Source organism: Phragmitibacter flavus (assembly GCF_005780165.1).
In the GTDB taxonomy this organism is placed as follows: Bacteria; Verrucomicrobiota; Verrucomicrobiia; order Verrucomicrobiales; family Verrucomicrobiaceae; genus Phragmitibacter; species Phragmitibacter flavus.
This window is the reverse complement of record NZ_VAUV01000005.1, coordinates 310715-323490: the sequence shown is the minus strand read 5'-3', so window position 1 is coordinate 323490 and position 12776 is coordinate 310715. Positions and strand designations below refer to the sequence as shown.

General features: G+C 47.3%; 10 protein-coding genes and 1 tRNA gene. 5 read left to right on the top strand and 6 right to left on the bottom strand.

The window, feature by feature from the left end:
• Window positions 1-295: 295 nt before the first annotated feature.
• The 3 genes from FEM03_RS08190 to FEM03_RS08180 all read right to left on the bottom strand — a co-directional run bounded on the left by FEM03_RS08190 (window position 296) and on the right by FEM03_RS08180 (window position 2989).
• Window positions 296-1759: a DUF3800 domain-containing protein gene (locus tag FEM03_RS08190; protein WP_138085710.1), complete on the bottom strand. Its 1464-nt coding sequence runs from the start codon at window positions 1757-1759 to the stop codon at window positions 296-298.
• A 175-nt stretch (window positions 1760-1934) separates the two neighbouring features.
• Window positions 1935-2627, bottom strand: coding sequence for a hypothetical protein (locus FEM03_RS08185; RefSeq protein WP_138085709.1), 693 nt, complete (start codon window positions 2625-2627; stop codon window positions 1935-1937).
• Window positions 2628-2913: 286 nt separating this feature from the next.
• Window positions 2914-2989 (bottom strand) — tRNA-Arg (locus FEM03_RS08180).
• A gap of 83 nt (window positions 2990-3072) precedes the next feature.
• Between FEM03_RS08180 and FEM03_RS08175 the strand changes: the two genes are divergently transcribed.
• Window positions 3073-4185, top strand: a complete 1113-nt coding sequence (locus FEM03_RS08175) for a tyrosine-type recombinase/integrase (protein WP_138085708.1) — start codon at window positions 3073-3075, stop codon at window positions 4183-4185.
• Here FEM03_RS08175 and FEM03_RS08170 read toward each other — a convergent pair.
• A complete protein-coding gene (locus FEM03_RS08170; protein ID WP_138085707.1) occupies window positions 4182-4595 on the bottom strand; it encodes a hypothetical protein in 414 nt (137 codons plus the stop codon). The genes FEM03_RS08175 and FEM03_RS08170 overlap by 4 nt on opposite strands.
• Before the next feature lie 196 nt (window positions 4596-4791).
• Here FEM03_RS08170 and FEM03_RS08165 point away from each other — a divergent pair, with 196 nt between their 5' ends.
• The 3 genes from FEM03_RS08165 to FEM03_RS08155 all read left to right on the top strand — a co-directional run bounded on the left by FEM03_RS08165 (window position 4792) and on the right by FEM03_RS08155 (window position 8790).
• The gene (locus tag FEM03_RS08165; RefSeq protein ID WP_206170923.1) at window positions 4792-6888 is read left to right on the top strand and encodes a type II secretion system protein; all 2097 of its coding nucleotides are present in this window, start codon (window positions 4792-4794) and stop codon (window positions 6886-6888) included.
• 33 nt (window positions 6889-6921) lie between these two features.
• Complete coding sequence (locus FEM03_RS08160) at window positions 6922-7698, top strand: IS5 family transposase (RefSeq protein ID WP_138085705.1); 777 nt, start codon at window positions 6922-6924, stop codon at window positions 7696-7698.
• 81 nt (window positions 7699-7779) lie between these two features.
• Window positions 7780-8790, top strand: a complete 1011-nt coding sequence (locus tag FEM03_RS08155) for a hypothetical protein (protein ID WP_138085704.1) — start codon at window positions 7780-7782, stop codon at window positions 8788-8790.
• A gap of 7 nt (window positions 8791-8797) precedes the next feature.
• On the opposite strand, the gene FEM03_RS08150 is transcribed toward FEM03_RS08155, so the two are convergent.
• Window positions 8798-9769 carry a tyrosine-type recombinase/integrase gene (locus tag FEM03_RS08150; RefSeq protein ID WP_138085703.1) on the bottom strand — a complete coding sequence of 324 codons (972 nt, stop codon included), beginning with the start codon at window positions 9767-9769 and terminating at the stop codon, window positions 8798-8800.
• Between FEM03_RS08150 and FEM03_RS08145 the strand changes: the two genes are divergently transcribed.
• Window positions 9731-10891: a DNA-methyltransferase gene (locus FEM03_RS08145; RefSeq protein WP_138085702.1), complete on the top strand. Its 1161-nt coding sequence runs from the start codon at window positions 9731-9733 to the stop codon at window positions 10889-10891. The genes FEM03_RS08150 and FEM03_RS08145 overlap by 39 nt on opposite strands.
• Window position 10892: 1 nt before the next feature.
• Here the strand turns inward: FEM03_RS08145 and FEM03_RS08140 are convergent, their stop codons facing one another.
• Complete coding sequence (locus FEM03_RS08140; protein ID WP_138085701.1) at window positions 10893-12776, bottom strand: GmrSD restriction endonuclease domain-containing protein; 1884 nt, start codon at window positions 12774-12776, stop codon at window positions 10893-10895.

The following is a 12776-nucleotide window of genomic DNA, read 5'->3' as shown; positions in this document are numbered from 1 at the left end:
CGGTTGGTCTCCTTGAGGGCCGCGATTGAAGAGTTCCCACGAGTCCAACGCCATCTCGAAAGCAAGGTCGCTCCCGCTCAGAAGAAGCTGGAGACATTCGAGGAGGCCCACGAATAGATTTCCCCTTGTCCTATGGAGGTTTTCGGTGCCGTCACAGTTGATCAGACTGTTTACCGGTAGGCTGTGACGGTTTTTTTGCATCTTTCTTGACATTCTCTTCTGATAAAAGCTAGCAATTCGCTAACTTACAAACTACATCTAAGGGGTGCAGCCCCCATCAACGGATTACCATTGTCTACGACATAGTATTGGCACGAGATCCATGCCCTTTAAGAGGTGTAATCTCTCTCGCCCGATCAGGATAACGTCGTATCTCCTTACCACCGGGATGCTCAAATTGAACCCTCTCCCCAGCTTCATTGAATGTAAAGAAATTTAATTTTTGTAGAGCTTTTAAAAATTCCGCGCTTAGTTTTCTTTCGTTACGTATCCAGCCACCGAGCTCCCAACATAACCAATCACACAGCCAAAGACACGGGTCGGCTTCGGAATCAATTATATGAAAACTTGCGTTTGGGATCGCATCCACATGTTCGTTGCTCAAAGCAAATTTCTTTAGGTTTTCCATAGCCGCGTTAAAACCATCGGTAATTGCACCATTCATCCATTCGCTTCGCTTTCTATCGTGATAAACTGAAACGAAGGGAACATCAAGCATTCCTTCGATAATTGTAGTGCTGATGAGATCTTCAGTCGCAAGCATCAGCAACCGATTGGGAACATGGCCATCAGATGATGCAAGAAGGTCCGCAATAACGGTTCGTGAGGGCCGCTCCTCATCCCTAAAATACTCAATTTCTGCCCTGACTAAGTTGAACAAAAATGAGAAGTTCATTGTGACGAAGCAATTTCCATAAGAAACAAATTTTTCGAAAATTACTCCAATAGCTGCGATCACAGCAATTCGTTTTGATTCATTGATCTTCGAAAAATGCAATTCACGCGGTTTTGTAGGCCCTTGCCAATGGTCATTGATAATATTCTTAAGCTGTTCTCTGACTTGGCGCAAATATTGGTCAGGTATAGCAAGTCCAGCTATGGCGTAGAAGTGTCCCGGTTTGCGGAAGCCTAAATCACCTGTTTCGTCAATATATAGAGAGGTAGGTTCTGGTGCCGTCTTAGAAGCTCCACTTCCAAAGTTGTCTGAAATGCAAGGAGGATTGGCAAGTGAAATGCTTCGGAGCCACTTAATTTTACTATTATAGTTATTGAGGGGTGTGACCAAATCACCATCCTTAATCGTTGCATCAAGCTGATCAACAAGATGAACGTTAGCATAGTTGGCCAATAGAATTACTGGTGTTCCTGTATCAAAGAATACCTGGCTAGTGATCAGTAAGTGAGCGGTTATTCCGCTCGATCTATCTTGAATATTTAGATCGCGAAATTTTGCCTGTCCGAATCCTGCGTCGATGGTCTTCAGACGCCAGAAGGCAGCATAGATAAACTGAAGCATTAATGGCTTGGATGTAATAGACCATATTGGGTGATTTTTTATATATTTCACGCCGATTTTATCGAACTCGATAAGAACGTTGACTCGTTGTAAAATTTCTTGGTTTTTCAACCAATATTCTTCAATAACAAGTGCCCCCGTGGGAGTCTTGGCAGGAAGAAAGCTAAAGCTGCAATTTTCATACACTTCCCCTCTGGGTTGCAACACATCCTCCCAATAGACCTGTTCAAGGTGGTCAATCATAATTAAGTTGTTAGTGGTTCTTGAGGATTATGGTTCGTAACTTTTATGCTGAAGCGTTTCTGCCTGAACAATAAATTCATCGGCATAACTTAAATAAAAAATTTAGACCAGCTAACAGTCGCCATTGGCATAGGAGTAATAGCAAAGCACCTTTAACTTTCGTTTAATTTGATTGCTATGGGCAGAGAGCATTTCCTATTTGATTTAATGCTTGCAAATACTGATTGAAGCGCAGCGACTCTTGTGGCGTGGGACGTGAACGCAGGAAGGAACCGACATCACGAATCGTATGTTGTCCGCGTCGTAAAGAAGCCGGCAAATCAGAAGCTGCAAGTGCCGTTTGCATTTCGTTCTTTGAAGCGCCGCTTCGATGAGCTAGAAAGTTACGCATCGTCTTCGTTGCGGAAAGGATAGCTGCATGTGACGCGGTAAGGTTGACAAAATAGGCTTTAAAGGAAGGGGCGAGCCACTGACCCGCTCCAGTTTTCATCTCCGCTACCGTGGGAAAGGTAATGTTGTAATCGCGGGAATCCAAAACTGACCGAATATCAGCAGCGGTCAGGCGCTGGTGGATGGAGATAGTAGCGAGGCTCTTAGCGCGCTTCGCATGAGGGTCAATAGTTTCGATCACCATTTTGCCGACTAGATGCGCAGAGAACACTGAACTATCGCGGTTGATGTAGGCAACAAATAAATCGCTTATGTAGCCCTCAAAAAGGATAGCCGCAGACAAAAACGAGAACTCTGTAATGAGCTTCATCCCTGCAGCGTTAATACCCGCAGATTCTGCCGCTTGAAAGGTCGTCTCAACATCTACCAGAGCAGCAAGGAAATCGTCTCGGATGCTTGTAGGGGAGAGAGTTCTCATTGGCGACGTATTAGGTTTGCAATTAATGGGAACAAACCATTATTTTGTCAATCCTATTGCATATAAGATTTCGATCGATGAACACTGGAATGTCATTATTCCGACTTTCCTTTTGTCTCCCATCTACCCGAGCAATCTCCTCCACCCATCATTCGATTTCCATAGACCGTTTTCTGCACAGAATTGGCAAAAAGTGGCCACTTTTGTCCATTTTGGCCTGTTTGGTTATCAGCTCAATCTGGCCCCCGTTCCGCATCTAACATGCTGATTTTCAGCATATTATGAGTGGTGCGCCAGGCAGGGATCGAACCTGCGACCAGCGGATTAGAAATCCGCTGCTCTATCCACTGAGCTACTAGCGCTTTTCATTGATCTCCCTGGTGTTTAAGCTCGTTCGGTAAGCTTTGCAACTTGCTTTTTCACGGTTTTGTTCTACGGTTGAGTCATGAAGACTGAAGCCACCGTGAAAACGTGGGAGAAGACGAGGTTGCAAAACCTGTTGAGACATAAATCCGGCGGATACTATGTCAGATTATTCCTGAATGGCAAAGAGGTTTGGAAATCACTCAAAACAAAGCATTTCTCAGTAGCCGAGTCGAGGCTCGCTGAAGCCCAAAAGGAACACCGTCAGCGGAAGAGCCGCGACCAGAGTTCCTCAAGTGCGAAAATGACTTTCGGTCAGGCAGCAGAACTGCACACTCAACACCTCGACGAAAAAGTCACCATCAAACCTCGCACCCGTGATTACTGGAAGGAGATTCTTGCGGCACTACTCAAGAGCTGGCCGGAACTGGCGAGTATGGAGGTGCGCAAAATCACTACCAAAGCTTGCCGGGATTGGGCTGCACGTTTTGCAAGGGATTGCAGTCCCACACGATACAACAACACCCTGGCGCTGCTTCGGCATGTCATCGACGTGGCAATCGAAAACGGTGTTGTCTTCTCGAATGTGGCAACAGGCCTTGAACGTAAACCGGTCAAACCTAAAATTTTGGAACTTCCAAGCCTTGCTCAGTTTTCCGAGTTCATCAGCGTAATGAGGAGAGCAGGGGGGCGCGATTCCGTCAACTGTGCTGACTTCGCAGAAGGGCTGGCATTCACCGGTTGCCGCCTTTCAGAAGCGGGCAGAATTGAAAGGGCTGATCTCAATTTCACTACCGACGAGATTTTGATCAAAGGCGACCCGGAAGACGCGACGAAAAATGGAGAAATCCGCCGAATTCCAATGATCCCAAACGCCCGCACCCTCCTAGATCGCATGCTCGCAACAAGGGATAGCGAGCCAAAATCCACCCCTGTTTTCCGCGTGCGCGAGTGTCAGAAAGCCATGGATCGTGCAGCCAAGAAAATTGGCATGGCTCGAATCACCCACCACGATCTGCGGCACTTCTTTGCCACGGTATGTATTGAAAGTGGCGTAGACATCCCGACGGTTTCACGTTGGCTGGGACATAAAGACGGAGGCGCACTTGCCATGAAAACCTATGGGCACCTTCGTCGGGAGCATTCAAGGGCGCAGGCGCAAAAAGTCTCCTTCTCCCCCGCTGTTGCCGCCTAAACGCTTTTTGATTTTCCCCTCCAGGACTTGGCAACCCGGTTCAATATGGACTTGCGGGTTCCAGTCTTGGAAGTCTTCACGTCCCGCTGCTTCCCCTTGTCCTTAACAACACTCGTTGTCTTCTGGCGTCGTGATTTGACGAATTGCTCCCATTTTCCCAATTGTTCCGGCGTCAGCTTCTTCACCCCTTGTTTCGACAGCTTCGGTTTCTCCTTCCCGTTGTATATTCCGGCACTTTCAAGGACTCGCTCGACCTCTTTTGCTGGAATCAAAATACGCCCATGCTCGGTGATGGCAGTCACTTTCCCACCGTAAATCTGGCGATAACCCCAAGTCTGCGACTTCCCAAACAACTCAGCAAACTCCCCCGGTGAATATGCCACTCGTTTGGATGCTGATTCAGATGTCATGCGCTGAAAATACCTGAAAACAACCCCGCCTCAATGGCAGAAAATCTTAAACTTTGGAGGTATACCCCTCCTTGCGTTGCGGGAATACGACATCGAACGGCAAAAATCGCTAGATTGTTCAAGGGATTGCGAAAGTCATTCATTATTCCGCCAAAATCACTAAATTGAAATCCAACACAAATGACGGAGCAACCGGTTGTCAGCAGATCGAAGCAAAACCACCCCATCCTCGCGTCATGGCTTTGCCCTCATCGTCATCTCGGTGATGCTTGTCATCGCAGGTCTTCTGTTCTCCGCCTACAACCCCACCAAGGCAGGGCGAACCCTGGACAAAGTAGACAGCACCAAAGCAAAGCTGCGAGTGATAGATGATGCGCTTAAAGCATACAAGATTACAAGTGGAGGCAAATATCCATGCCCTGCATCGCGCATAGCACCTGCCGCCAGTGATTGGTATGGAGCAGAAGCTGAGAACTGCCCAAACGCGACGGTCACATGCCCAGCAGGGCTTTCTTGCCCTTCCAGCGATTCAAATCTCGCTCTTATTGGAACGATTCCAACCCGCGCTTTGGATCTATCAGATTCTTACATGTATGATGAATGGGGAAGCAGGATTATCTACGCCATCAACTTTGGAAGGGTTCACACGGGGTCTGCCAAAGACCCTATTATATTGCAGACAATTGACGGGACTGCGATTAACCCGGCTCCAGATTACGTGATTGGTAGTCATGGGCCAAACCGCATTGGTGCATATAACAGGGTAGGTATTCAGGAGAAGTATTGCACAGGAGGGACGGATGATGTTGAAAACTGTGATGATGACATTACCTTCATTGACGACAAATGGAGTGTCACCGGTGCCACAGTTCTCGGTTCAACACGTTCGTTTGATGATATGGTGCTAAATGATGTTGTTGCTAAAGTGCCATGCCCACTAGAAATTCCGGGCTGTGTTCTTTGGCTGGATGCGACCGACATCAATGCTGATGGAGTCGACTACACCGAGGATTCTACCGAGTCAGAAATAACAAATGTCACCACCTGGTATGATAAAAGCGGGCAAGGTCGCGATGCCGTCGCAGGCAATGCACCCGTTCGACAAACGGGTTCTTTTGAGTTCCTTGATGATGAGGGAAATCTGGTTTCACGGCCAACAGTATTTTTCAATGGAACGAAATCTTTATCTACAGCCGCCGCTTCCTGGGGTAATAAATTTACACTCATGGCCGTCATCTTACCGTCCACAAATGTTACCTCTAACATATTCAGAACTGATGGAAACCATATTAACTTCGGATATACCAGAAACGGTGCTGGACGCCAACAGATATCTGCACAGTTTAGGGGTTGCCCGGAGACTTGTGGGACAAACTACAGAAGTGGTCTGCCCGGAAGAAAAGTTCTCGTCACCGGACATTCAGGCGGAGTTGGAACCAAATCTGGAATAAGAATAAACGGACAGCAGCATATAGAAGGAATACATGGCACCTCAGCAATGTCCACCTCTCCATTTAGTTTTGTAATAGGAGGCAACAGTGCAGGGTTCAATGGTGAGGTTGCAGAGCTTGTCTACTACCCAACCAATTTGCCAGATAATCAAATCAAGCAACTAGAATGCTACATGTCAGAAAAATACGGTATGAAGTTAGATCATTGCACTAATTATTGCGTGGGTGAGGTGACTACTCCCGCCTGCCCTGGTGATGTGGATGATTGCCAAATCTGGTATAGCGCTAATGATGCTTCTCTCCTTAAAAGTTATTCCGGCATGCCTGTAAGCGATGGAGATACTATTGAATTCTGGTGTGATAAGTCGGGCCACAACAACAACGCCATTTCCTATGGCAGTCCATCATTCAAAGCTAATGGATTTAGCACTGGATTTGATTCGGTTCATACGGCCGACGTAATAAATGCCAATAAGGGTGGGTTTATTCTCCCGAAGACCGATATAGACAACGGATTCACAACTTTCTTTGTCGCTAAATTCGCTTATGACTACTCAAACCAAGAAATCATTTCAATGTGGAATAGCGCAAATATGCTTACCCCATACCACAATGTGTATAGGATGTGGCAATATAGCTTTCACAGCGGAACAACTGGATATTTTGGACAAAATTCCGCGTTTGTAGGAACCGAGTATATACTTGCATTGAAACACGATCCCATAGCCGAAATAGCTACCCTTTATGTAAATGGTGAAATGGTTAGTGAGATTGAAGCTAGGGAGGTTTACTATCACCCATCAGCCAGTGCTTATCTAGAGGCTGTCCGAAAAGTAAGTTGAGAAGAGTACAGAATATTTTATAGATGTGGCTGCATGGCGATGTTCATCACTGATCAAGCATGGGAGGCGTTGGAGCCTGTGTTGAAAGTTCCGCGTAAAAGCCAGTATGGACGGCCCCGAGCCGATGAGCGCGAGTGTTTTGAGGCCGTGCTCTTCGTGTTGCATACCGGTATTCAGTGGAAGCATCTCCCGAGGACTTTTCCACCCAAGTCCACGGTGCATGACTACCTGCAGCACTGGGTGGGCAGGCAGGCCTTCAGACAGTTGCTGGCGAGGGTAGTGGGTATGCTGGTGCAGCGGGGTCGCATCGATCTGGAAGAGTGCTTTATAGATGCCACCTTCGCCCCTGCCAAGGCAGGCGGACAAGGTGTGGGACTGACGCGCAAGGGCAAGGGGACCAAGATGCAGCTCATTGTTGATGCTGAGGGTCTTCCGCTGGGGGTATCCATAGGCACGGCGGGTCAAGGCGAGAACAAAATGGTTCAGGGAACGTTGGAACTCTTTGCGCCTGAAACACAGCCTGAGCGTCTCATTGGAGACAAGGCCTATGATGATGATGCTCTGGATGCCACCCTGGCTGAACTGGGCATTGAAATGATCTCACCACACCGGTCCAATCGCTTGCCCGAAAACGTCACCCAGGATGGTCGTCCACTGCGGCGTTACAAACGTCGGTGGAAAGTCGAGAGAACCATCGCCTGGCTGGGCAATCACCGCCGCTTGCTGGTGCGTTACGATAAACAACTTTCAGTGTTTACAGGCTTCACCCTGCTGGGATGCCTGATGATCGTCATGCGTCATCTCACTTGAACTTAGCCACCCAAAACCTTCCACTTAGTTTTCGGACAGCCTCTAGGTGTTCCTTTTAAAGGTGATATTTCAGAATTCTCAATGTATGGCAAACCGCTTACAGATGCGGAAATTCAAAAAATTACTAGAGACATGGCCAAGCGCTGGGATGTCTCCATTGCGGCGCCTGATGAGCCAGACTGCTCAACCAGCGTTCCAGTATGTTTAGCCGGACTAAATCCGGCCTGCTCTGATGGCAGCGCAGTTTCATGCTCCTCGGGGGAATCAGTGTGTCCAGCAGGTCAAGTAGCGGAATGCACTGCGTGCGCCGCCTCCAATATTTGTCCATCCGGAGTGTCTGGATGCACGCACTGGTTTGACGCACAGGCAGGGTCATCTTTAAGAGGTGATATATCGGCAAATTATCCCCAAGTCTCATCAGGTGGTGATAAAATAAACTTATGGTGCGACAAAGCATCTGGAAACCATGCAACCGCAATGGGCAGCCCTGTTCTAAGGACATCGGTCATCAACAGTTATAACGCTATTGAAACAGTTGATGCCGTATCCTCATTTATAGCCCAAGGTAAGACTACGAATACTGACTTTACCGTAATAGCGGTGGCGAATTTCGATCTCGGAACCTCAACGGTTGTTGGTTCATACCAAAAATTAGGGTTAGGAAATCATAATAGAGTTTTACGCACCGATGTAGGGACAGGAACTTGTTACTCAACATGCTCCGCACCTGAGTTATGCTCCTTCGGGCATCAAACTGTTCCAACTGATACAAACCATATTATGTCATTTTCATTTAATGAAAGCACGAAGAAAAGAATGTCCGTTGTAAACGGCAAAAAATTGATTGATAGCGTAGCGATGTCACATGTGCCAGACGCCGATTATAGAATGTCAGGAATCATGCTGGGTGAAACTTTTACCGGCTTTGTTGGGGAGGTTGCTATTTATAATCGAACTCTATCAGAATCAGAAGCGGCAGAAATAGAGTGTGGAATGGCAACTCGATGGGGATTGTGTGCGAGCATGCTAAGCGGCTATTGCACAGGAACCTCAAATCCAGCCTGTGGTTCTGCTTCCTATACGTGCCCTTAAACGAAGGTCAGTAGCTGACTTTGAAAGTTGGCGAGTCTTCCGGCTTAGTTTTTCTACGGTCATAAAGACGTGTGGTCGCAATGCTGGCATGACCCAGCCACTCCTGCACCTTGGCAATATCCGCCTCATGATCTAGCGCATTTGTGGCGGCTGTTGCTCTCAAGCCGTGCACGCAGACCGATCTCGGATCAAGACCGAGAACACGCGCATATTTTTGCACCACATCTTTATAAACTCCATGCCCTGTGAGGGCGCTGCTCAAATTTCCGGCAGAATTTTTGACCGGACGGAAGAGCGGCTTGCCGAGATCATCCCCATGTTCTGCCCTTTCAAGATATTCGCTGATTCGTTGTGAGCTGTGCGGATGCACCGGCAAAAATCTGATTTTGCCGCCCTTGCCTTGAACACGGAAATGCATCACTCCCCTCCTCGATTCGATGTCTCCGACCCTGAGCGAGCACAGTTCAGCACGCCGTAACCCATGAAAAAGGAGAATCGACAAGATTGCGCGGTCACGAAACCCCTTGAGAGTGTCCGTCGGAGGAGCCTCAAGAAGCGCTTTTGCTTGCGCATCCCCGAGCGCCGGAGATTTGCCTTCATTTGCTCCATTATTGGGGCGTTTTACACCGTTTGCAGGGTTGAACGGGACGGCATTGCACTCGCACAAATGATCGAACAAAGAAGCCACAGCGGACAGTTTCCGGCGCACGGTTGAAGCCTCCAAAGACCTTGATTCCAGTTGCTTGCGCCATGCAATCAGGTGTGACCGCTTCACCAGGCGAAATTCTTCGGCCTGGTGAATTCCGGCAAACTTCATGAACTCCTGAACGTCATTTTTGTATGCCCGCCGCGTATTCGAATTTTCAATATTTGCGAACCACTCCACTTCTGGTGGCACATCGGCCAGCGATTGAAATTCTCCTGCCGTCAAAATGCGGTTTTGCGGATCGACCGTCAAAACCTTAAAATCCGTGTCCATGCAATCCCCTCAGGTTCAATCTTTTATAGTAGTGATAAAATACATTATCAATACTATAAAGCAGTGGAGGTGGGAAAACGGCAAAGTATTTTTCTTTTATGGAAAATAAAGCATACTGCGTTCATTTTGAACGTGCAGCGATTTAATATGAAGCGTGTTCAATTCAGGATGCAAAGAGGGGCGTTGAAGGTATGTTTGCTGCAAAGAATGCCAAGAGTAACGAAATCACCAAAAAAAGTCGCACCGACCACCCCATCTGGCCCTGTTTGTGCTGGCGAGTCGTTGAGACTCATCTACGGCGATGCACTGTCGGCTATCGAGTCGTTACCCGAAGATAGTGTAGATTGCATAATTACCTCGCCACCATATTACGGTCAGCGCGACTACGGAATGTCAGGGCAGATAGGCCTGGAGTCAGACCCACTAGATTATATCGAACGGTTAGTTAATATTTTTGGTGCGGCTGAACGAGTTCTAAAAGCAACAGGCAGCTTGTGGGTAAATCTGGGAGATACTTATTGGAGCGGACGCGGAGCTGCTCATAGCAGTGATGCAAAAAATAAGCATCGGCGTTTTCTTCGTCCACAAGACAAACGGGGGCCCCGTGATTGGTGTAAGCAAAAGCAATTGCTCCTCTTGCCTCATCGCTTTGCAGTGAGCATGCAAGATCAAGGTTGGATACTAAGAAACGACAACGTTTGGCACAAAACAGCGCCGACCCCTGACCCCGTGCGTGATCGCTCCGCATGTGCTCATGAATATTTTTTCCATTTTGTTCACTCTAGGCATTATTACTACAATTTTAAGGCTGTGGCTGTGCCATGTAAGACTAGGAAAGGCGAGGTGAAACCACCCTCATCTGTCTGGTCGATGCCGAACCCTCCAAACTTCAAAAAGCATGCAGCCGTATTTCCGGCTTCGCTTGTTATGCTTCCAATCAAGGCGACGTTGCCACCAAAAGGGACAATACTCGATCCTTTTTGTGGTAGTGGAACCGCATTAGAAACTGCGAGAACGCTTAAACCTAAAGCCAGACTAATTGGAATTGACTTGAGTAAAACTGCTATAATTGAAGCAGCGAAACGTCTCGGTCTGGATAGTTTTACGCATGAAATAAAATAGCTTACTCTTCAGGCACTTCAGATGGAGCATCGCTTTCTTGCAATTCCATCCAGGGTGCGGGTGCATCAAAGAATAGATTCTCAAAAAAGTTGAGCTGGGGCTGTGAATTCTCTGTTCGAACTTGTCCGTAATCAGGCAACTCTACTTTCTCTTCGCCTGATTGAAGTCTCTCGATACGATCACGGTTGTTATTGCAAAACGGATGAACAAAACGACCGTTTTCAACACTGGTTTGTCCGCCATCACGGTAACGCTTATTGTGATCGATCTGCGTGTTACTTCCGGGGTAAAAATATCCGCCACAGATCTCGCACATCGACAATCCTTTTACAATAGTCTCTACCTGGAGTCGTTTCTTAACCGTTCCTGAATAGAACCGGCTCTGGGAAATTTTTACAGGCTCAGCATCCGAATTCACTGAAGAAGGTGACTGCTTCTTCAGTGAACTACTTTCTAAAAGTATTGCATGGCTGGCAGAAAAATCGGTGCCAACGCATTCGCCGCCATGGGCAATTAAGAGTTGCAAAAGGCCGTTAAAATATCTACCCAATTGCAAAGTAACCTCACCGCCTGAACCGATGCGTCGCGAAAAACGTGCTACAATATTTCGCTTTTCGGTCAGAAGGACAGCTTCAAACGATCTTCTGTAATACGTGAACGCAAATTTTCTATTGGTAATTTGAGTTTCTGTTCCACTAATTATCCAGTGCAGAAACCCATACAGTAGTGCACGCACGCATTGGCCTTCACCGTTGTAACAGTAGACGAGCGGCATGATGCTCAGCGATCGAGGCGACGGACCATATATATTGTCCAAGCCTTCTAAAGTCTCGGAGGTCAATCTTTCCGCATTTTTGATGACATCACAACCTTGACTACTTTTATCGCGCTGCAATAGATCTCGTGTATCGGACGGCAATCCTCTGCGGCCTTCTACGACCGTAAGAATTTCTGCTACATATGTAGGCCCGCTATCCGGCTGAGCCGCAGGATGCCCTAAAAGAGGTTGCTTATAATCCCGTATCGGCTGCAGGTAAGGGTATTCAAAAAGTCTCTTTCTTATTTCAGTGATTTTACTTGTAGTTACCTGCAGATGTGCTTTTTCAGTGCTTGAAAGGTCCTGGCTGGGCCAACAGTGACGCGCTCTATTAGGAAATGCGATTGACATCACAACTCGCGCAAATGCACCTGTTCGGTTTTCTACTAGAGCAGTCTCCCATTCAGACAAACGTTGCCCACTTTTATTGATAGCCAGGAAAGACTCCTCTGCTTTTTGATAATCACCACGCACCCACAAAATCGGAAAACCAGCTTCAACGGATTGCCAACGACGATAATTGTTGGCCATCATCAACATGCTATCAGCCATAAGAACCTTAGGGTCTCGGCCACTGTCAGTCATTGATTCATAAACATTAATTGCCTGTTTGTGCTCCTCAAAAGTGCCGATTCTCCGTTCTTTCAATAGATCTCTTACTTGGTCAGCTGCCTCTTTTGCAGCTTCTTCTAAATGTTCGTCTCCTAATGCACGAACCTCTGGCCCATCACCCCAGTCGTTTTTTATCCAAGCGAGGAGGACTGAGATCCTATGTCCTCCATCAAGCACGTATTGGCTACCATAAGAGTCAAGCCAGAGAATTACACTTGGAACCACTTGTTCAGTCAAAACAGCTTCCAGAAGGTCGACGCAATCTTTCGGACTCCAAGCATATGTTGCTCGCTGAAAGTCAGGTTTACGTAACAAGGCACGCTGTCCTGAGTTCTCAAGGTCACGGATTAACAAAGTCTTACGGTAGTCACCAATGTCACCAGCTTGATTTCCAGATCGTTCATACAAAAGACCATCACGCTGAATTAAGTGGTCCAAATAAACGAGTGTTTTCAT